Origin of the sequence: Ralstonia sp. SET104, from assembly GCF_003851545.1 — a bacterium.
Classification (GTDB): domain Bacteria; phylum Pseudomonadota; class Gammaproteobacteria; order Burkholderiales; family Burkholderiaceae; genus Ralstonia.
Genome location: NZ_BHVX01000017.1, coordinates 74,830 through 94,725 on the forward strand (window position 1 = coordinate 74,830; position 19,896 = coordinate 94,725).

Here is a 19,896-nt window from a genome sequence, read left to right on the forward strand (position 1 = left end):
ACATCGACTGTCGCGCCGGCGCGTCGCTTCTCTCGGGCGATTCCTTAGTTAAGTGATTGAAATTGCACGTCTTTTGATAAAAAGACGGCGCGCGTGCACTTGCATGACCCTCCCCGCGAAATGGAGTAGAACAAGAATTGTTCTCATTACCATTCTCTGTTATTCTGGTTTCACTGCGCGTTCGGAGCGCAGCGGAGGAAGCCCCGTGTACGTCTGCATCTGCAATCAAGTGACCGACCGCGAAATCCATGGCGCCGCCCGTCTGGGCGTGTCGACGATGGACGAGCTCGCCGAAACGCTCGGCGTGGGTACATGCTGCGGACAGTGCCGGGACTGCGCCAAGCAGGTGCTGGCCGAAGCAGTGAGCTGCATCCCCGTCGATCAGGTGTTGGGCCGCGCCAGCACGCATGCCATAATCGAGCATCGCGACGAGCCCGTCGCCAATGACCAGGCCGTTGCTGCCGGGGCACTGGCTGCCTGATTTCCCTTCTTTCTCTGTCGCCGCGAATTGCCGCCCGGGCATTAAGCCTCGGTGGCATTTGTTGCTTGCTGGTCAGGCACAGGGCTCGCCTTGAACGGACGTTTGCGTGCGTCCATCACCCGCAGGAGCCCAAGAATGAAAGGCGATAAGAAGGTCATCCAATATCTGAACGCGCAGCTCAAGAATGAGCTGACCGCCATCAACCAGTATTTCCTCCACGCGCGCATGTACGGCCACTGGGGGCTCAAGCGCATTGGGGACCACGAATACAAGGAGTCGATCGGCGAGATGAAGCACGCCGATCGCCTGATCGAGCGCATCCTGATGCTCGACGGCCTGCCTAACCTCCAGGATCTCGGCAAGATTTTCATCGGCCAGGATACGAAGGAAATCCTTGAGTGCGACCTGAAGCTCGAGCGCGCCGCACACGGTACCGTGGTCGAAGGCATCGCTTACTGTGAATCAGTCAAGGACTACGTCAGCCGTGAGATTCTGGTCGACATTCTGGATGACACCGAAGAGCACATCGACTGGCTGGAAACGCAGCTTGAACTGATCGACAAGGTTGGCATTCAGAACTACCTGCAATCGCAGATGGAGCCTGAGGGCGAGTAAGCCTCGTCAGTCGGAAAAAAAGAAGGAGGCCTTGGCCTCCTTTTTTGTTGCGCGCATTCCGGCGATTCAGTGAGCGCCGCCGCAGACGGGGCATGAGGGCTGGCGTGCGATGCGCATCGTCGTCCATTCCATTGACAGACCGTCGAGCATCAGCAGGCGCCCAGCAAGCGAGCGGCCTACACCGGCAATCAGCTTGAGTGCCTCGGCGGCCTGCACCGTGCCCACCATGCCCACCAATGGCGAGAACACGCCCATCGTCGCGCAGGCTATGTCGGGCGCGGGTTCGTCAGGTGAGAACAGGCACGCATAACAGGGGCCGCCGGCACGGCTGTCAAACACGCTGATCTGCCCATCGAAGCGGATGGCAGCGCCCGACACCAGCGGCACACCCGCACGCACGCAGGCGAGGTTGGCGGACTGGCGCGTGGCGAAGTTGTCGGAGCAATCCAGCACCACGCTCACGCCATCGAGCAGCGCGCCGAGGCCATCCGCATCCATCCGACGTTGCACGGCATTGACCTGCACCTCGGGGTTCAGCCGCGCGATGGCCGCGTATGCCGATGCCACTTTCGGCTGCCCGACCGACTCCGTGGTGTGGATGATCTGGCGCTGCAGGTTGGTCAGGTCTACCGTGTCGTCGTCGACGATGGTGAGCGTGCCGACACCTGCCGCCGCCAGATAGGGCAGGGCCGCAGCGCCGAGCCCGCCCGCGCCGATGACCAATGCATGGCTTTCAAGCAGGCGTGTCTGCCCCTCGATGCCGATCTCGTCGAGCAGGATATGGCGGGAGTAGCGCAGCAGTTGGTCGTCGTTCATGGTGTTGCAATGAAAAAGGCCGTGCAGTGCACGGCCTCATAAGTTTGCCAGCGTTTGCCGGCAGGTGTCTTAACGGGCGCCGGTGGGTTCCGGTGCGGGTTGCACGCCGCTGGCCGGAACATTGGGTTTCGGTGCGGCCGGCTCGGAAGCCGGGGCGATCTTGCCCTTGGGCAGCTTGGCCGGGGCGCTCGATTCCTTGGCCGCCGGCGACTTCACCGCCTTGTCCGGCACCGCGGCAGCCGCGGCTTCCAGCACCGACTTCGAGCGCTTGACCGGCTGCCCCTTCAGATCGGCAACAGCTTGCTGCAGCATGAAATCTTCGGCCGAACCGAATTCGATCGGCTTTTTGTTCCGCTCCTTCTCGCGCTGCTCCGGCGTCTTCTTGGCGTTTTCTTCCTCCAGGCGACGCAGCTCTTCCACGCGGCGCTTCTCGCGCTCGGTCATCTCGGCTTCTTCCGATTCCTGCTTGTTGTGCAGGTGGCGCTCGGTATCGATTTCGCGGGTGATCAGCGCGTCGTCCGGGTCGCCGTCAGGGTTCTGATCAACCGGAATATCCGGGCGGATGCCCTTGGCTTGAATCGATTTGCCCGACGGCGTGTAGTAGTACGCGATGGTCAGCTTGATGCCGGTGTCGTTGGACAGCGGACGCACCGTCTGCACCGAGCCCTTGCCGAAGGTTGTCTTGCCCATCGTCTTGGCGCGGTGATGATCCTGCAGCGCGCCGGCCACAATTTCCGATGCCGATGCTGTGTAGGCGTTGGTCAGCACGATGATCGGCACGGTCTTGAACTCGGGGTCCAGGCCGACCAGCGGATCGGAGTCGAAGTTGCTCAAACGGTAGTTGGCGAAGGTTGTCTTGTACGTGCGCTTGGCATCCGGCACCTGGCCGTTGGTCGAGACCACCGTCACATCCGGCGGCAGGAATGCGGCCGACACGCCCACGGCGGCTTGCAGCACGCCACCACCGTTGTTACGCAGATCCAGGATCACGCCCTTGAGGTGGCCGTCCTGTTTTGCCAGGTCATTGAGCCTCTTGGCCAAGTCCGGCACGGTGCGTTCCTGAAAGCTGGTGATGCGCACCCACGCGATGCCGTTGTCCAGCATCTTGGCCTTGACCGACTGCACCTGGATTTCCGCACGCGTGATCGTCAGCGGGAAGGTGCGCTCTTCCTTCTTGCGGTAGATGGTGAGCGTGACCTTGGTGCCCGGCGCGCCGCGCATGCGCTTGACGGCCTGCTCCAGCGGCATGCCGCGCACGGGTTTGTCGTCGATGCGGGTGATCAGATCGCCCGGCTGCACGCCGGCCCGGAAGGCGGGTGTGTCTTCAATCGGGTTGATCACCTTGACCAGGCCTTCTTCCTGCGAGATCTCGATGCCCAGACCGGCGAAGCGGCCCTGGGTGCCTTCCTGCAGTTCCTGGAAGTCCTTCTTGTCGAGATAGGCCGAATGCGGGTCGAGGCTGGCGACCATGCCCTTGATAGCTTCGGTCAGCAGCTTGTCGTCGTCCACCGGCTCGACATATTCGCGCTTGATCTGGCCAAAGATGTCGGCCATGAGCCTGAGCTTCTCCAGCGGGAGCGGCCCGACCGTCGCGTTCTGCGCGGTGGCGGAGAGCTGGAGCGTCGCCAGAACCCCGGTGACGAGGCCGATGGCGATCAAGCTGATGTTCTTGAGCGAGGTTCGCATGTGTCGAGCGTGGACGTGGGAACAGTAGATAAACATGGCCCGGGACGGCTCGCGCACATCCCGGGCTACAGGCTTCGACAGTATAAAGGCGTTGGAGTGCCAAACGCCTCGTTACGGTTTATTTCGACTTGCCTTGGCTGGCCACCGCCGCGAGCGATGCGGCAATCGCTTCCTGGTCGCCCAGGTAGTAATGGCGGATCGGCTTGAGGTTAGCGTCCAGCTCATACACAAGCGGCGTGCCATTGGGGATATTCAGACCCACGATATCGGCGTCGGAAATGCCGTCCAGGTACTTCACCAGGGCGCGGATGCTGTTGCCGTGCGCGGCGATCACCACGCGCTGGCCGCTCTTGATGGCTGGCGCAATCGACTCTTCCCACAGCGGCAGCACGCGCGCCACGGTGTCTTTCAGGCATTCAGTCAGGGGCACCTGCTCGCGCGACAGGCCTGCGTAGCGCGGGTTACCGAAGGCGTCGTTGTCGGCGCCCGGCTCGAGGGCGGGGGGCGGCGTGTCGTAGCTGCGGCGCCAGACCAGGACCTGCTCGTCGCCAAACTTGGCTGCGGTCTCGGCCTTGTTCAGACCCGACAGCGCGCCATAGTGGCGTTCATTCAGGCGCCATTCGTTGCGGGTCGGAATCCACATCAGGTCCATTTCGTCCTGCACGTGCCACAGCGTGCGGATCGCGCGCTTGAGCACCGAGGTGTAGGCCAGATCGAACGTGAAGCCGGCTTCGCGCAGCAGGCGGCCGCCTTGGCGGGCCTGGGCGACGCCCGTATCGGTCAGGTCGACGTCGACCCAGCCGGTGAAGCGGTTTTCCAGATTCCACGTCGATTCGCCGTGGCGGATGAGGACGAGCTTATGCATGACTGCCATGATGAGAAGTAAGAAAACCTGCTCGCGGCCGGTTGCGGCGACGTGTCGTACGTCATCGTGCGGACGCTGAAACCGACTATTTTATAATGCCGCGCGAATTGTGTACCCTCGTGGGCCTCCCGAACCGTTCGGCTGATGGTTGCCCACCAGGCCCGCCCGACTTATCCCAGGAAATCGATACCGTGAAGTTTTTCGCCGATTACAACAACCTTGCACTGCTTGCCGTCGCCATCGTCTCGGGCCTGCTGCTGCTCTGGGCGCCCATCCAGCGCCGCATCGCAGGCGGCGGCGGGGCCAAGGTGAGTGCCCCGGCGGCCACCCAACTGATCAATCGCCGCAACGCGGTGGTGGTGGATGTGCGCGAAAGCGGTGAATACGCTGCGGGCCACCTGCCGCAAGCCAAGCATGCGCCGCTTGGCGAGCTTGAGGGCAAAGCCTCGGGCCTTGCAAAGAACAAAGAGACCCCGATTATTCTCGTATGCCAGACCGGTCAACGCGCTGGGCGCGCCCAAGCAGTCCTGAAGCAGGCCGGTTACAGTGAGGTCTATTCGCTCGAGGGCGGATTGGCCGCCTGGCAACAAGCAGGCCTTCCGGTTGTGAAATAAAGAAACGAGGTTGGAAATATGGCGCACGTGGTCATGTACAGCACCACCGTCTGCCCCTATTGCGTGGCAGCGGAACGACTCCTGAAGCAGCGCGGTGTCGAGCAGATCGAGAAGATCCTGATCGACCGCGAACCCGGTAAGCGTGAAGAGATGATGACGCGCACGAACCGCCGCACCGTGCCGCAGATCTACATTGACGAGCGCCATATCGGCGGCTTTGATGATCTGTCTGCGCTGGACCGCGAAGGCGGGCTGGTGCAGCTGCTCGCTGCCTGATCCGGCGATCTGCGCGCCACACGAAAACGCCCGGTTTTGACCGGGCGTTGTACTTTTGGGCCTGGTCTTATAGCGGGCACTATTTGGTCATGTACCATACGCGTCTTGCGCGGCGGACGCTTCCGCCAAGCACAGACCACATCCCATTTGAAGGCGAGTCATGAGCGATCAGCAACAGCAGCAACCGGGCCAGGATGGCCAGCCGTTCTTCAACATTCAGCGCGTCTATCTGAAGGATCTGTCGCTGGAGCAGCCGAACTCGCCGCACATCTTCCTCGAGCAGGAACAGCCGTCCGTGGAGGTGCAGGTCGACGTAGCCGCTTCGCAACTCGCCGAAGGCGTGTTTGAGGTGACCGTCATTGGTACGGTGACGACCAAGGTGCAAGAAAAGGTCGCGTTCCTGGTGGAAGCCAAGCAAGCGGGCATCTTCGACATCCGCAACGTGCCGGCCGAGCAGATGGACCCGCTGTTGGGCATCGCCTGCCCGACCATCGTGTACCCGTACCTGCGTTCGAACATCGCCGATACGATCGGCCGCGCCGGTTTCCAGCCGATCCACCTGGCCGAGATCAACTTCCAGGCCCTGTACGAGCAGCGCCTGGCTGCCGCCATGGAAGAAGCGCAAGCTGGTGGCAACGCTGGTCTGGTAATGCCGGACGGCTCGAAGGCCACCCATTAAGTACGAGGCGCACTGCGCCAGAAGCCCGCGCCAGCCGCACGCTTGCGCGGGCATTTTTTTGTCTGACCGATGTTGAACACGCGCATGCGAATTTCCGTTCTGGGTGCCGGCGCCTGGGGCACTGCCCTGGCCAGCCATGCCGCGCAATCGCACGACGTCGTGCTGTGGGGGCGTGACGCCAAGCTCGTCGCGCAGATGGCCGCCACGCACATCAATGCGCCGTATCTGCCGGGCATTGCGCTGCGGGCGTCGCTGCATTTTTCTGCCGACTTGCAAGCCGCGCTCGATCATGCGGCTGGAGATGAGGGGCTTGCCGTCATCGCTTCGCCCGTTGCCGGGTTGGCCGACCTTGCACGCGCGATTGCCGCACACCGCGGTGTGCGCAACGTGATCTGGCTGTGCAAGGGGTTCGACCCCGAAACCAGTGCGCTGCCGCACGCCATCGTTGCCGACGTGCTGAAAGAAACGGGGCGCAACGACCTCGCCGTCGGTGTGCTGTCGGGCCCGAGTTTCGCCAAGGAGGTCGCGCAGGGTTTGCCATGCGCCATGACGGTAGCATCGACCAGCGAAGCGCTGTGCAAGCGCACGCAGCGCGGCTTCCATCATCACGCGATGCGCGTGTATGCGAGCGACGACCTCGTCGGCGTGGAAGTGGGCGGTGCGGTGAAGAACGTGCTGGCCATCGCGACGGGTGCGGCGGATGGCCTGGGCTTGGGCTTGAACGCGCGCGCGGCATTGGTGACGCGCGGGCTGGCCGAGATGACGCGTCTGGGGCTGGCGCTTGGGGGCCGGCCGGAAACATTCATGGGGCTGACCGGCATGGGCGATTTGCTGCTGACCGCCACGGGCGATCTGTCCCGCAACCGCGCCGTCGGGATGCAACTGGCCCAAGGCCGCGCGCTCGACGACATCCTGCACAGCCTGGGTCATGTCGCAGAAGGCGTGCGCTGCGCTCGAGCCGTGGCTGCGTTGGCGCGCGCCAAGGGCGTGGACATGCCCATCACCTTTACTGTCTGCGAAGTCCTGTTTGACGGGCTTGCCGTGGCGAAAGCGGTCGAGCGCCTGCTGCAGCGCGACGCCAAAGCGGAATCGGCACGTTAGGTTGCGCCGCAATCAAGGAGGCGTCTGAGTCAGGCGCCGCCCGCGAACCCGTTCTGCCGCCACGCTTCAAACACCACCACCGCCACGGTGTTCGACAGATTCAGGCTGCGGTTATCGGGTCGCATCGGCAGGCGAATGCGCTGCGAGGGGGGAAACCATTCCCGCCGGGCTTCCGACAACCCGCGCGTTTCCGAACCGAACACAAACCAGTCGCCCGGCTGAAACGCCATGCTGGCAAAAGGCGTTGAGCCGCGCGTGGTGAGCGCGAACATGCGCGTGGGATCGGGCCGCGCATCGTGCAGGAAGGCATCCCAATCAGCATGCACGCGCATCGTCGCGTACTCGTGATAGTCGAGCCCTGCGCGGCGCATGCGCGCATCTTCGAGCGGAAAACCCAACGGTTCAATCAGATGCAGCTGCGCGCCCGTGTTGGCACACAGCCGGATCACATTGCCCGTATTGGGCGGGATTTCTGGTTCGACGAGGACGACGTTGAACATGATCGGGCGGCAGGAGGAATTTCGGCGGCGAGCTTATCCACATTGGGAAGGGTTGTCACCCCGCCACAGCTTCGCATAATCGGCGCGACACAATGTCGCACAAGCACGTAATCAGGGCGTGCGCAAGGCAACAACGTTGGTGACGCGGATGGCGCCCGCGCGTTTGAGTTGCGTGGCGATCTCGCCCAGGGTTGCGCCGGTGGTCATCACATCGTCCACGACGCCGATGTGGCGACCCGCAATACGGGCACGCTCGACGACGGCGAACGCGCCATGCAGGTTGCCCAATCGTTCGGCGCGGTCCAGCGTGGCTTGGGCGGGATTGTCTCGCACACGGCGCAGAGCGTTGGCGTGAGCGGGAATGCCCAACTGGCGCTCCATTCGGCGGGCAAGTTCCCATGCCTGGTTGTAGCCGCGTGAGCGCAGGCGTGCGGGCGAGAGCGGCACGGGCAGCAGCACGTCCGGCAAGTCGCCGGGCGCGGCGGCGAGTGCGTTGCTCAACTGTTCCGCCAGCCAGGCCGCCAGCGGTAACTGCGCCCGAAATTTCAATCCGGTGACAAGGTGATCGAGCGGCCAGCCGTAGTCCGCAATCACAACGGTCGTGTCAAAGTCCGGCGCGCCGGCCAGACAGGTGCGGCAATGCCGGGCGGCGTGCCGCGCCTCCAGCGCAATGGCGCACTGGACGCAGCGCCGCTTGTGCAGCAGCGGGGCCAGATCGCTTGTGTAGCCGGCGCATACCAGTTCGCGCTGAACCGCGCCGCACAGGGCGCAAGCGCACGGCAGCAGATGACGCAGGCCGGCGCCAAACCATACAGATAACGCGTGTTTGCGCATGAAAAAAGCCGTTATCCAAGCTGATTTGCGGCTATTCCGCTATCGGACGGCGCCTCAAACTGCAGGCCGGTATACTTGGCAGCCGCCGTGTCCTGCCCCGTCTTGTTGATGTCCGATCCCGCTCTTGCCCGTCCTGCCGCCTTGCGGCGCGCCTTCGATCGCCGCGCCGCGCGTTTTGCCGACGCGGATTTCCTGCTGCGCGAGGTGGGCAGCCGCATGCAAGACCGGCTGTCCTATATCAAGGCAACGCCCGTGCGCGCGCTGGACCTCGGGTGTGGCCTGGGGCAAGGCCTCGCGGTGCTGCGCGCGCAGTATCCGGACGCGCAGATCTGCGGCGTAGACTGGTCGTCCGCCATGCTGGCGCAGGCGCAGAAGCTCGACCCGCAGCGCACCGACGCCGGCTGGCTCGGTCGACTGCTGAAGAAGCGTCCCGTCTTCGATTTCGCTCAGGCGGATTTTCGCGCGTTGCCGTTTGCCGACGCGGCGTTTGACCTGCTGTGGTCAAATCTGGCGCTGCATTGGGACCCAGCGCCGCACGCGATCTTCCCGGAGTGGCACCGCATCACCTCCGAAGGCGGTCTGCTGATGTTCAGCCTGTTCGGCCCCGACACCTTGCGTGAGCTGCGCAGCGCCCTGACCGGCATCGACGGGGGCATCCACACGCTGCGCTTCGTTGATATGCATGACATTGGCGACATGCTTGTGCACAGCCGCTGGTCCACGCCCGTCATGGACATGGAGCAGCTCACCATTACCTATGAGACGCCGCAGGCGTTGCTGGCGGATGTGCACCTGCTCGGCGGCATGGCTGGCCTGGCGGATGAGGCGGGCCGCAGCCTCGCCGGCGCCGGCCTGCACACGCCGCGCTGGCGCCAGCGGCTATTCGACGCACTCGATGCGCAACGCAATCCCGATGGCCTGATTCCGCTCACCTTCGAAATCGTTTACGGCCACGCCTGGAAGCTCGCGCCGGCCCAGCGGCAGTCGCTGGACGAGCAGGGAAGGGCGATGATTCCGATCGATCAAATCGGTCGCAAACCGCGCGCCTGAAACGTGTTTAATGCGGAAACGGTATTGGCTGCGCCTTGTCAAGCCGGGACTTGCATAAAGGCGCTTTACCTTGTTTGGGGTCAATCGCGGCCATATAATGCGCCAGTTTGTCGCAGCAGTCCCCCAAAGGCCTATCCCGTTTTTTGCCACGGGCGAACCGTTCGGGTATGCATCCGAGGCAGGAGTGGTTCAATGCACGACATTGCAAATGTTGCGTTGATACCGCGCTCCACCCAGCATGCGGCGCCTCCACTATCTCGGAATCGCCGCGCAAAAACTGGCTCATGAAGCGAAGAAACTGCTCGCTTTCAACCTGCCAGATTGGCTGGCCCACCCCTTGGTCGTCATTCTCCCGTCCGCAATCGCTTCGTTTCCTGCCTGGCAAGGTGCGTGATTGGTGTTGCCTTTTGAAGGGCTGGAGGTCGCGATTCTCGGATGGGCATTGCTGTACTATGCCCGCCACGCCTCCGATTACGGGCACGTCTGGCTGGAAGATGTGGCGTGCTCGTGATCCAGCAGGTGAGCGCCAGACGGCGCAAGCTTGCGGACGAGCTTTCCCGGTGTTTGGGACACGGGCAACCAACCCAGGTCTCATGAGCCGCGCACCGGGGCAGAGTGGAATCTGTCAATTGGGTAGATAAAAAATGAAAATGTTGAATAAGACATTGGCAAGTTTGCTGGCGGCAGGTTCTCTCCTCGCCCTCAGTCAAACGGCCCTGGCAGTGGAAGACATGCCGGGCGGCCCCGCAGTGCGGCAGCTCAATCTCGCGCCCCCGGTCACCAAGATCGCCGCCGAGATCCATTGGCTGCACTGGATGATGCTGATCATCTGTATCGTGATCTTCATCGGTGTATTCGGGGTGATGTTCTACTCCATTTTCAAGCACCGTAAGTCGGTCGGCCACAAGCCGGCGACGTTCCACGAAAGCACCACGGTCGAAATCATCTGGACCATCGTGCCGTTCCTGATCGTGATCGGGATGGCGCTGCCGGCCACGCGTGCCGTGGTCGCGATGAAGGACACCACCAATTCTGACCTCACCATCAAGGCCACCGGCTACCAGTGGAAGTGGGGTTACGACTACCTGAAGGGCGAAGGCGAGGGCATCTCGTTCCTTTCCACGCTCACCACCCCGCGCGACCAGATCAACAACCAGGCGCCCAAGAGCAACACGTACCTGGTCGAGGTCGACAACGAGCTGGTCGTGCCGGTCAATCGCAAGGTGCGCATCGTCACTACCGCCAACGACGTGATCCACTCGTGGATGATCCCGGCGTTTGGCGTGAAGCAGGATGCGATTCCGGGCTTCGTGCGCGACGCGTGGTTCAAGGCTGAGAAGGTTGGCGTGTATCGCGGCCAGTGCGCTGAACTGTGCGGCAAGGAACACGCCTTCATGCCGATCGTCGTGCGCGTGGTCTCGCAAGACGACTACACCAAGTGGGTCGACGGCAAGAAGAAGGAGTTGGCTGCCAAGGCCGATGATCCGAATAAGACGTACACGCTGGAAGAACTCAAGTCGCGCGGCGAGAAGGTCTACACCGCCAACTGCGCGGTCTGCCACCAGCCCAACGGCAAAGGCGGCGGCCCGTTCCCGGCGCTCGATGGCTCGAAGATCGCCAATGGCCCGCTGGCCGACCATGTTGGCATCGTGCTGCACGGCAAGGGCGCAATGCCGCCGTGGGCTTCGGCACTGAATGATGTCGAAATCGCTTCCGTTATCACTTACGAGCGCAACCACTGGGGCAACCATACCGGTGACCTGCTGCAGCCGACGCAAGTGAAGGATGCGCGCGGCGGCAAGATGCCTGAAGGCGGCGGCGCCAAGACCGCTGCAACTGAATCCGCCGGTAAGGTGGCGTCCCAACAAGTGACTGCGGCCCAAGACCGCAGCGCTGGCTGATTGATCGTCTGCCGATCATCTGCGTAAGGAACCGAATCCAAGGAGTTCTTTGATGAGCACCGCTGTTACGCACCCGCAAGATCACGCGCACGGTCATGGAGACGACCACGCGCACGACCATCCGCACGGCTGGCGCCGGTGGCTGTTTGCGACCAACCACAAGGACATCGGTACGCTGTACCTGCTGTTCTCGTTCATGATGCTGCTCTCGGGCGGCACGCTGGCCTTGCTGATCCGCCTTGAGCTGTTCCAGCCCGGCCTGCAGTTCTTCCATCCGGAACTGTTCAACCAGTTCACCACGCTGCACGGCCTGATCATGGTGTTCGGCGCGATCATGCCGGCGTTCGTGGGCTTCGCCAACTGGATGATCCCGTTGCAGGTGGGCGCCTCCGACATGGCGTTCGCGCGGATGAACAACTTCAGCTTCTGGCTGTTGCCGCCTGCAGCGCTGCTGCTGGTGGGCTCGTTCTTCGCGCCGGGCGGCGCCACGGCTGCGGGCTGGACGCTCTATGCACCGTTGTCGGTGCAGATGGGCCCGGGCATGGACATGGCGATCTTCGCGATCCACATCATGGGCGCCTCGTCGATCATGGGCGCGATCAACATCATCGTGACCATCCTGAACATGCGCGCTCCCGGTATGACGCTGATGAAGATGCCGATGTTCTGCTGGACGTGGCTGATCACGGCGTATCTGCTGATTGCGGTGATGCCGGTGCTGGCAGGCGCGATCACCATGGTGCTGACCGACCGCCACTTCGGCACGAGCTTTTTCTCGGCCGCCGGCGGCGGTGACCCGGTGATGTACCAGCACATCTTCTGGTTCTTCGGGCACCCGGAGGTGTACATCATGATCTTGCCGGCGTTCGGCATCGTCAGCCAGATCGTGCCGGCCTTCGCGCGCAAGCCGCTGTTCGGCTACAGCTCGATGGTGTACGCAACGGCCTCAATCGCCATCCTGTCGTTCATCGTGTGGGCGCACCACATGTTCACGACTGGCATGCCCGTCACCGGCCAGCTCTTCTTCATGTACGCGACGATGCTGATTGCAGTGCCGACCGGCGTGAAGATCTTTAACTGGGTGGCCACGATGTGGCGCGGCTCGATGACGTTCGAGACGCCCATGTTGTTTGCGATCGGCTTCATCTTTGTGTTCACGGTGGGCGGCTTCACGGGCCTGATCCTGGCCGTGGCCCCGATCGACATCCAGCTGCAGGACACCTACTACGTGGTGGCGCACTTCCATTACGTGCTGGTGGCCGGTTCGCTGTTCGCGCTGTTCGCGGGCTTTTATTACTGGGGCCCCAAGTGGTCGGGCTACATGTACAGCGAGACGCGCGGCAAGATCCACTTCTGGGGTTCGATGATCACCTTCAACCTCACGTTCTTCCCGATGCACTTCCTGGGGCTGGCCGGCATGCCGCGCCGCTATGCGGATTACCCGCAGCAGTTTGCCGACTTCAACGCAATCGCGTCGATCGGTGCGCTGGGTTTCGGCCTGATGCAGGTGTATTTCTTCTTCTTCGTGGTGCTGCCCTCGTACCGCGGTGGCGAGAAGGCCGCCGACAAACCATGGGATGGCGCGGAGGGCCTGGAGTGGACCGTGCCGTCGCCGGCGCCGTTCCACACCTTTGAAGAACCGCCGCACGTGAAGTAATGCAGGTTTCGCGGGGCTGGTCACTGCCGGCCCCGCGATCCTCCGGACAACGATGTCGAACTCAGAAAAAAGCCCAACGCCCGAGCAACGCGCTGCCAACCGTCGCCTGGGTCTCATCCTTGGCACCGTCGCGTTGGTTTTTTTTCTGGGTGTGATTTTCAAGCGCGTGGTGTTCGGCGGCTAGCCGGGCAAGCGACGCGCTGATCGCTGAACCGAGATTTCGCGAGACCCCTATGAGCCAGACACCGGCGCAGCCGGACCCGACCCAAAACGACAAAGCCCTGGAGCGCGGCCTGAACCGTTCCATGCTTGCCAAGCTGGCCGTCGTGGTTGTGATCATGTTCGGCTTTGGCTACGCGATGGTGCCGCTGTACAAGAAGATCTGCGAGCTCACGAACATTAACGTGTTGAACACGCGTGATGAAGATGGCGGCGCGCTGCGCAACTCGCAGGTCGACAAGACGCGCACGATCACGGTCGAGTTCGACTCGAACAGCCAAGGGCCGTTTCGCTTCCGCCCGGTCAAGAACAGCATGGATGTGCACCCCGGCGAGATCAACCAGATCGTCTACGAAGTGGTGAACAAGGAGGGGCGTACGGTGGAGGCGCAGGCCATCCCGAGTTACGCGCCCAAGCAGGCAACCGAGTTCTTCAAGAAGATCGAGTGTTTCTGTTTCAAGCAGCAGACGCTGACGGCCAATGAATCACGCGAGATGCCGGTGGTGTTTGTGATTGATCCGGATCTTCCCAAGGACGTGAAGACGATCACCTTGTCCTACACTTTCTTTGAAATCCACGCGCCGTCGGCCATTGCGCCGGCGATGCCGGGCAAGGGAACGTGAAGGAGGAGGTAAAAACGTGGACGAACTGAAAGAAGCGACCAAGCGGCGCGCATCATTCGCACAGACGATGAAGGCGGTGTTCTGGTCCTTCTTCGGTGTGCGCAAGGGGCGCGATCATGACCGTGACATGGCGCAGCTCAATCCCGTCCACGTGATCATTGCGGGCCTGCTGGCGACGGCGCTATTCATTCTTGTGCTGCTGCTGATTGTCCGTGCGGTTGTCAGTTGAAGGTTGAGGAGACGGCTTGCGCAGCATGGGCCGGGCAACATCGAGTGGATTCCTAAAAAAATAGAGCTGGAGAAAAAGAGATGAGTGCGAATCGAGCGAACGCTCCGTACTACTTCGTGCCCGGGCCGTCGCGGCATCCGATTACGGCGAGCCTCGGCCTGCTGATCGTGCTGCTCAGCGCCGCTGCGTGGGTGAATGCGCAGCCGTGGGCGCCGTGGACGTTCCTGATCGGCCTGCTGTGGTTCCTGTTCGTGCTGCGCGCATGGTTTGCCGACGCCATCTCCGAATCCGAGACCGGCAAGTATGGCGACCGCGTGGATGCCTCGTTCCGCTGGTCGATGAGCTGGTTCATCTTCTCGGAAGTGATGTTCTTCGCGGCATTCTTCGGCGCGCTGTTCTATGCCCGCACCATCGCCATGCCGTGGCTGGGGGATCTGAACAACAAGCTGCTGTGGCCCGATTTCAACGCGCTGTGGCCGAACGCCGGCCCGGCCGGCACGGTGTCACCGTTCACGACGATGGGCCCGTGGCCGATCCCGACCATCAACACGGCGCTGCTGCTGACCTCCGGTGTGACGCTCACCTGGGCACACCATGCGCTGCGTGAAGGCAAGCGCGCGCAGGTCATCCAGGGCCTGCTGCTGACGATCCTCCTGGGCTTCACGTTCATGGGTTTCCAGGCGTTCGAATACATTCACGCCTATCACGAACTGAACCTGAAGCTGACCTCGGGTATCTATGGCTCAACGTTCTTCTTGCTGACGGGCTTCCACGGCTTTCACGTGACGATGGGCGCGATCATGCTGTCGGTGGTGCTGGGCCGCGTGATCAAGGGCCACTTCACGCCGGAGCATCATTTCGCGTTTGAAGGCGCCGCCTGGTACTGGCACTTTGTGGATGTGGTGTGGCTGGGCCTGTACGTCGTGGTGTACTGGCTGTAAAACCGGCCCAAGATCCGGCTGCGCGGCCCGATCTTGGTTCTGTAATGCTTGCCGTACACCTGTAAGGCTGGCTTCTCAAACCAACCTCGAGCCGCTCACCACGGATCGTGAACCGGTTTCAGGTAAAGAAAGAAATGCCGCAGACGGGATACCGCTGCGGCGTTTTCGTTTTTCTGATGCCGGTGATGTGCGCGACTATTGGCCGAAGCGGATGCCTGTACTGTGAATCCACCCCAGCCGGTTCGCGACCAGGATGAAGATGAACAGCGCAATCGAAAAGCCGACGCGGAACATCAAGGAGCGGACGGTGCGGTTGCTGTGTCCCTTGTCACGCATCAGGAAGAACAGCGCGGAGGCAAGGCTGCCGAGGATCAGCAGAAACGCAATGGCAACGACGATGCGCATGGAGGGCTGCGGGTTGGGCAATGAAGGGTTGGAAATGCGTGCCGAGCATTATCTCACCGAGGCTGCGCAATGACCGTGCGTGTGCCGATGCGCCAGTGGTTCGCGCCGGTGCCGATGTTGGCAGGTGTGGCGCTGATCGCGCTCACGTGCTCGTTGGGGCGCTGGCAGCTTTCGCGTGCGCATGAGCGCATTGAACGGCAGGCGCGCATCGTGGCGCTGGAGAACGCGCCCGCCCAGCGCATCACCGCACAGCCGGTGATGGCAGATTCGGTGATGTACCGGCCAGTGCTGCTGCGGGGCACGTTCGATGTGGCGCACACGGTGCTGCTGGAGAATCGCCCGCATGTCACGAACGGAATCTCCCAACCCGGTTTCGAGGTGCTGATCCCGCTGATACTGGAAGGGGCGGGCGGACGTGCTGCGCTGGTCAACAGGGGCTGGCTGCCGCGCGATCCGGTGGACCGCACGCGCATCGCGCCATACACCACCCCCGCTGGAGAAGTGCAGGTTGAAGGGATGGCGGTGCCACACGCGAGCCGCGTCTTCAGTCTGGGTCGAAAGGAGGGCGCAGATGATGTCGGCCAGCGACTTAGGCAGAATATCGACCTCGACGCGTTCTCGCGCGAAATCGGCGTGCCGCTCCAACCGTTCGTGGTCGAGCAGCAATCTGATGCGCAGGACGGCCTGGCGCGCGATTGGCCGCGCGCAGACTTGGGCGCCGACCGCAACTACGGCTACGCATTCCAGTGGTTTGCGATGGCGGCGGCAGTGCTTGGGCTGATGGTCGTTTATGGTGTGCGGCGCTATCGTCACTTGAGCCGCTTGACAGGCACGTCTGGGCCCGCTTGAACACGAACTCGCATTGCGGCTTAGTGCCGCAGCTGAATGTATTGGAAATCACATGGTGAATCAGGAATCCGCACCTCCTACGTCCGATAGGCCCGGCACACTGGAGGCGTCCGAAGACCCGCGCATCGACGCACGCACGCGCCGGGGTCGCTTGATGATGCTGTTCCTGCTGCTGGTGTGCGCCTCGCCGGTGATCGCGTCGTACCTTGCGTACTATGTCTTCACGCCGGCTGGCGGCAAGGCGGCATATGGCGCGCTGGTCGATCCGCAGCGCCCCATCCCGACCAGCTTGATGGTGCAGGACGAGCACGGCGCTGAAGTGCCGCTGGCCAGCCTCAAGGGCAAATGGCTGATGGTTTCGGTGGACGGCAGCGCCTGCGACGACAACTGCGCGCGCAAGCTCTTCACCATGCGCCAGCTGCGTATCGGTCAGGGCCCGGACCGCGACCGCATCGTCCCATTGTGGCTTGTGACCGATCGCGGTGAAATCGACCCGCGCCTGATCAAGGCCTACAACGACGACTACGGCGCCGTGCGTTTCCTGCGCGCGGCCGATCTGCCGAGGAACTGGCTGGGCGATGGCAAGACGCCGCCCGCCGACCACCTCTTCCTGATCGACCCGCTCGGCAACCTGATGATGCAGTTCCCGAAAGACCCGGACCCGAAGAAGGTGCGCGCTGACATGACGCGGCTGCTGAAGTATTCGCGCATCGGATAGGCCATGCTGCTGCAACTCGCTTCCATTGGCATCCTGATCGCGCTGATTCCGCTGTGCTACGTGCTGGTCAAAGGGGATCGCAACAAATACCGCAAACTGGTGTGGATCACGGCATTCCTGACGCTGGACCTGATCATGTTCGGCAGCTTCACGCGCCTGACCGACTCGGGCCTCGGTTGTCCGGACTGGCCTGGCTGCTATGGCACGTCCAACCCGTTCCACGCAAGCGATGACATCCACGCCGCGCAGGCCGCCATGCCAAACGGCCCGGTCACGTGGATGAAGGCCTGGATCGAGATGACGCACCGTTATTTCGCGCTCGCGCTGGGCGTGCTGATCATCACGCTGGTGGTGTTGGCGTGGGTCAAGCGCCGCGAGCTCAAGCAATCACCGTGGTATGCGACGGCGGTGCTGGCGCTGGTGTGCGTGCAGGGCGCATTCGGCGCGTGGACGGTCACGCTCAAGCTCCAGCCGGCCATTGTGGTGACGCACCTGCTGCTCGGCATGTCGCTGCTGGCATCGTTGATCTGGCTGGGCAGCAAGAACGACGTGCCGCGCGTGGTTGATGAGCGTGGCGCGTCGCTGCGCTTGCCAGCGGCCATCGGCCTGGTGCTGCTCGTCGTGCAGATTGCGCTGGGAGGCTGGGTCAGCACCAACTACGCGGTGCTAGCCTGTACTGATTTCCCGCTGTGCAATGGTCAGTGGGTCCCACCGATGGATTTCGCGCACGGCTTCACGTTTTGGCGCCAGCTTGGCAAGACCGCCGGCGGCGATTTCATCTCGCACGACGCGCTTGTCGCCATCCACTGGACGCATCGCGTGTTTGCGGTACTCGTGCTGAGCTATCTGGCATGGGTGGGCGTGCGTGCCCGGCGTGTGGCTGGCATTGGCCGTGTCGGGACTGTCCTGCTTGTCTTGCTGGCTGTGCAGCTTTCGACCGGCTTGTCGAATATCGTGCTGGGATGGCCATTGCTGGCTGCCGTGGCGCATAACGGCGGGGCAGCAGTGCTGCTGTTGCTGATGGTGCGTCTGCATTACCTGATCGGGCTCGCGCAAGCGCGTGCGCCGATGCCTGTGGCGGCTGCCGTCGTTTGAATGCCGTCTGACCGTTTTCTATGAATACCGTGGCAACCCCAACGACTTCCACTCAACTTCCTGGCTGGCGACACACCGCATCGCAATACGCAGCGCTGACCAAGCCTCGCGTCACGCAGCTCGCCGTGTTCTGCGCCGTGATCGGCATGTTCCTGGCCACGCCGGGCATGGTGCCGTGGCCGGTGCTGATTGGTGGCGCGGTCGGTATCTGGCTGTTTGCCGGCGCGGCCTTCGCCATCAACTGCCTGGTCGAGCGCAAGATTGACGCAATGATGCGCCGCACAGCTTGGCGCCCCTCGGCCAGCGGCGAGCTGGGCACGCGGCAGATCCTGCTGTTCTCCTTGGTGCTGGGCGGCGCGGGCATGTGGACGCTGCATGTCTTCGCCAACGATCTGACGATGTGGCTGACCTTCGCCACTTTCATCGGCTACGCGATCATCTACACGCTGCTGCTCAAGCCGGCCACGCCGCAGAACATCGTGATCGGCGGCCTGTCGGGCGCGATGCCGCCCGCGCTGGGCTGGGCAGCCGTCGCCAACAGCGTGCCGGCCGAAGCGTGGATCCTCGTGCTGATCATCTTCACCTGGACGCCGCCCCATTTCTGGGCGCTCGCGCTGTACCGCCGCGCTGATTACGCCAAGACCGGCCTGCCGATGCTGCCGATCACGCACGGCGAGAAATACACGCTGCTGCATATCCTGCTGTACACGCTCATCATGATCGCCGCGACCATCCTGCCCTTTGTGTACAGCATGAGCGGCTACATCTACTTGGCGACGGCGCTGGTGCTCGGCTTCGGCTTCCTCGCGTATGCGTGGCGCATGTACCGCAAGTACTCCGACGCGCTGGCGCAGAAGACTTTCCGCTACTCGATCATCTATCTGTCGATCCTCTTTGCCGCGCTGCTGGTGGATCACTACTTCAAGTTCGGCCCCGCGCTCACGCAAAGCGCGGCGCTGTGACGCACAAGGCCGCCGGCAAGCACGTGTGGTTGGCGCGCGGTTGGCGTTACCCTAGGCGGCCTGCTTTCAACACGACGACCATGCTCTCTTTCCGACACTTCCGCGCCGCGCTGTTCGCCATGCTGGCGGCCGCCCTGCTGGCGCTGACGGCGTGCAGCGACAAGCCCGCCTTCAAGAACCTCGACATCACCGGCTCCAAGAGCTTTGGCACCGATTTCTCCCTGACTGATCACACCGGCAAGCAGCGCACGCTGGCGGACTTCCGCGGCAAGGTCGTGGTGATGTTCTTCGGCTACACCCATTGCCCGGATGTTTGCCCGACCACGCTGGCCGAACTGCGCGCCGTGATGGACGCCCTCGGCAAGGATGCAGACCGGGTGCAGGTGCTGTTCGTCACCGTCGACCCCGAGCGCGATACGCAAGACCTGCTGGCCAAGTATGTGCCCGCGTTCGACCCGCGCTTCATCGGCCTGCGCCCCGCTAACGAAGCCGAACTCAAGAAGGTCGCGTCTGACTTCAAGGTGTTCTATAGCAAGGTGCCGGGCAGCTCGCCCGACAACTACACGATGGATCACACCGCCGGCAGCTATATGTTTGATCCGAAGGGCAACCTGCGCCTGTTCATCAAGCACGGCCAAGGCCCCGAGCCGATCGCGCACGACATCAAGCTGCTGCTCGGCTGATTTCGCAGCGCGCCCAAAGAAAAAGCCCGCTAAATGAACTGACCCCGTAAAGTTGGACGGTTCGTAAGGCTAGGCCTGACAGGGCTGAGTTCTGTAT

25 protein-coding genes are annotated in these 19,896 nt (G+C 62.7%); 19 read left to right on the plus strand and 6 right to left on the minus strand.

From position 1 onward, the window contains the following. Positions 1-205: 205 nt before the first annotated feature. Both PSUB009319_RS19230 and bfr read left to right on the plus strand, forming a co-directional pair. Positions 206-481, plus strand: coding sequence for a bacterioferritin-associated ferredoxin (locus PSUB009319_RS19230; protein ID WP_124383801.1), 276 nt, complete (start codon positions 206-208; stop codon positions 479-481). A 135-nt stretch (positions 482-616) separates the two neighbouring features. Beyond that, positions 617-1,096 carry a bacterioferritin gene (bfr, locus tag PSUB009319_RS19235; protein ID WP_124383802.1) on the plus strand — a complete coding sequence of 160 codons (480 nt, stop codon included), beginning with the start codon at positions 617-619 and terminating at the stop codon, positions 1,094-1,096. 66 nt (positions 1,097-1,162) lie between these two features. Here bfr and PSUB009319_RS19240 read toward each other — a convergent pair whose 3' ends face one another. The 3 genes from PSUB009319_RS19240 to gpmA all read right to left on the minus strand — a co-directional run bounded on the left by PSUB009319_RS19240 (position 1,163) and on the right by gpmA (position 4,463). Then, entirely contained in the window at positions 1,163-1,912 is a 750-nt protein-coding gene (locus PSUB009319_RS19240) for a molybdopterin-synthase adenylyltransferase MoeB (RefSeq protein WP_124383803.1), read from the minus strand. A 69-nt stretch (positions 1,913-1,981) separates the two neighbouring features. Next, positions 1,982-3,598 carry a S41 family peptidase gene (locus tag PSUB009319_RS19245; protein WP_124383804.1) on the minus strand — a complete coding sequence of 539 codons (1,617 nt, stop codon included), beginning with the start codon at positions 3,596-3,598 and terminating at the stop codon, positions 1,982-1,984. Between the two features lie 118 nt (positions 3,599-3,716). Further along, the gene (gpmA, locus tag PSUB009319_RS19250) at positions 3,717-4,463 is read right to left on the minus strand and encodes a 2,3-diphosphoglycerate-dependent phosphoglycerate mutase (protein ID WP_124383805.1); all 747 of its coding nucleotides are present in this window, start codon (positions 4,461-4,463) and stop codon (positions 3,717-3,719) included. 191 nt (positions 4,464-4,654) lie between these two features. Between gpmA and PSUB009319_RS19255 the strand changes: the two genes are divergently transcribed. The 4 genes from PSUB009319_RS19255 (at position 4,655) to PSUB009319_RS19270 (ending at position 7,133) form a co-directional block, all read left to right on the plus strand. Next, entirely contained in the window at positions 4,655-5,077 is a 423-nt protein-coding gene (locus tag PSUB009319_RS19255; RefSeq protein ID WP_124383823.1) for a rhodanese-like domain-containing protein, read from the plus strand. 18 nt (positions 5,078-5,095) lie between these two features. Then, positions 5,096-5,353: a glutaredoxin 3 gene (gene grxC, locus PSUB009319_RS19260; protein WP_124383806.1), complete on the plus strand. Its 258-nt coding sequence runs from the start codon at positions 5,096-5,098 to the stop codon at positions 5,351-5,353. 160 nt (positions 5,354-5,513) lie between these two features. Then, positions 5,514-6,032 (plus strand): protein-export chaperone SecB, encoded by a 519-nt coding sequence (secB, locus tag PSUB009319_RS19265; RefSeq protein WP_124383807.1) that lies wholly within the window; start codon positions 5,514-5,516, stop codon positions 6,030-6,032. 84 nt (positions 6,033-6,116) lie between these two features. Then, positions 6,117-7,133 carry an NAD(P)H-dependent glycerol-3-phosphate dehydrogenase gene (locus PSUB009319_RS19270; RefSeq protein WP_124383808.1) on the plus strand — a complete coding sequence of 339 codons (1,017 nt, stop codon included), beginning with the start codon at positions 6,117-6,119 and terminating at the stop codon, positions 7,131-7,133. 29 nt (positions 7,134-7,162) lie between these two features. Here the strand turns inward: PSUB009319_RS19270 and trmL are convergent, their stop codons facing one another. Then, positions 7,163-7,633 (minus strand): tRNA (uridine(34)/cytosine(34)/5-carboxymethylaminomethyluridine(34)-2'-O)-methyltransferase TrmL, encoded by a 471-nt coding sequence (trmL, locus tag PSUB009319_RS19275; RefSeq protein WP_124383809.1) that lies wholly within the window; start codon positions 7,631-7,633, stop codon positions 7,163-7,165. Between the two features lie 111 nt (positions 7,634-7,744). After that, positions 7,745-8,467, minus strand: a complete 723-nt coding sequence (locus tag PSUB009319_RS19280) for a ComF family protein (RefSeq protein ID WP_124383810.1) — start codon at positions 8,465-8,467, stop codon at positions 7,745-7,747. Positions 8,468-8,575: 108 nt separating this feature from the next. Here PSUB009319_RS19280 and PSUB009319_RS19285 point away from each other — a divergent pair, with 108 nt between their 5' ends. The 8 genes from PSUB009319_RS19285 (at position 8,576) to PSUB009319_RS19315 (ending at position 15,087) form a co-directional block, all read left to right on the plus strand. Next, positions 8,576-9,517, plus strand: a complete 942-nt coding sequence (locus tag PSUB009319_RS19285; protein ID WP_124383811.1) for a methyltransferase domain-containing protein — start codon at positions 8,576-8,578, stop codon at positions 9,515-9,517. Between the two features lie 397 nt (positions 9,518-9,914). After that, on the plus strand, positions 9,915-10,028 hold the full coding sequence (locus PSUB009319_RS23300) for a hypothetical protein (protein ID WP_260393055.1): 114 nt from the start codon (positions 9,915-9,917) through the stop codon (positions 10,026-10,028). 133 nt (positions 10,029-10,161) lie between these two features. After that, positions 10,162-11,418 (plus strand): cytochrome c oxidase subunit II, encoded by a 1,257-nt coding sequence (gene coxB / locus PSUB009319_RS19295; protein ID WP_124383812.1) that lies wholly within the window; start codon positions 10,162-10,164, stop codon positions 11,416-11,418. Between the two features lie 52 nt (positions 11,419-11,470). After that, positions 11,471-13,075 carry a cytochrome c oxidase subunit I gene (gene ctaD / locus PSUB009319_RS19300; protein WP_004633481.1) on the plus strand — a complete coding sequence of 535 codons (1,605 nt, stop codon included), beginning with the start codon at positions 11,471-11,473 and terminating at the stop codon, positions 13,073-13,075. Between the two features lie 52 nt (positions 13,076-13,127). Continuing rightward, positions 13,128-13,259, plus strand: a complete 132-nt coding sequence (locus tag PSUB009319_RS23015; protein ID WP_221620972.1) for a cytochrome oxidase small assembly protein — start codon at positions 13,128-13,130, stop codon at positions 13,257-13,259. Positions 13,260-13,308: 49 nt separating this feature from the next. After that, on the plus strand, positions 13,309-13,917 hold the full coding sequence (locus PSUB009319_RS19305; protein ID WP_124383813.1) for a cytochrome c oxidase assembly protein: 609 nt from the start codon (positions 13,309-13,311) through the stop codon (positions 13,915-13,917). 16 nt (positions 13,918-13,933) lie between these two features. After that, the gene (locus PSUB009319_RS19310) at positions 13,934-14,146 is read left to right on the plus strand and encodes a DUF2970 domain-containing protein (RefSeq protein WP_124383814.1); all 213 of its coding nucleotides are present in this window, start codon (positions 13,934-13,936) and stop codon (positions 14,144-14,146) included. 80 nt (positions 14,147-14,226) lie between these two features. Then, positions 14,227-15,087: a cytochrome c oxidase subunit 3 gene (locus PSUB009319_RS19315; protein ID WP_124383815.1), complete on the plus strand. Its 861-nt coding sequence runs from the start codon at positions 14,227-14,229 to the stop codon at positions 15,085-15,087. A 195-nt stretch (positions 15,088-15,282) separates the two neighbouring features. Here the strand turns inward: PSUB009319_RS19315 and PSUB009319_RS19320 are convergent, their stop codons facing one another. Next, on the minus strand, positions 15,283-15,492 hold the full coding sequence (locus PSUB009319_RS19320; RefSeq protein ID WP_024976747.1) for a twin transmembrane helix small protein: 210 nt from the start codon (positions 15,490-15,492) through the stop codon (positions 15,283-15,285). Between the two features lie 69 nt (positions 15,493-15,561). Here PSUB009319_RS19320 and PSUB009319_RS19325 point away from each other — a divergent pair, with 69 nt between their 5' ends. The 5 genes from PSUB009319_RS19325 (at position 15,562) to PSUB009319_RS19345 (ending at position 19,799) form a co-directional block, all read left to right on the plus strand. Continuing rightward, on the plus strand, positions 15,562-16,341 hold the full coding sequence (locus PSUB009319_RS19325; protein ID WP_124383816.1) for an SURF1 family protein: 780 nt from the start codon (positions 15,562-15,564) through the stop codon (positions 16,339-16,341). A 52-nt stretch (positions 16,342-16,393) separates the two neighbouring features. Then, on the plus strand, positions 16,394-17,059 hold the full coding sequence (locus tag PSUB009319_RS19330; RefSeq protein WP_124383817.1) for a cytochrome C oxidase subunit I: 666 nt from the start codon (positions 16,394-16,396) through the stop codon (positions 17,057-17,059). Between the two features lie 3 nt (positions 17,060-17,062). Further along, a complete protein-coding gene (locus PSUB009319_RS19335) occupies positions 17,063-18,154 on the plus strand; it encodes a heme A synthase (RefSeq protein ID WP_124383818.1) in 1,092 nt (363 codons plus the stop codon). A 20-nt stretch (positions 18,155-18,174) separates the two neighbouring features. Further along, positions 18,175-19,116, plus strand: coding sequence for a heme o synthase (gene cyoE, locus PSUB009319_RS19340; protein WP_124383819.1), 942 nt, complete (start codon positions 18,175-18,177; stop codon positions 19,114-19,116). Positions 19,117-19,196: 80 nt separating this feature from the next. Next, on the plus strand, positions 19,197-19,799 hold the full coding sequence (locus PSUB009319_RS19345; protein WP_124383820.1) for an SCO family protein: 603 nt from the start codon (positions 19,197-19,199) through the stop codon (positions 19,797-19,799). The last annotated feature ends 97 nt before the right edge of the window (positions 19,800-19,896 follow it).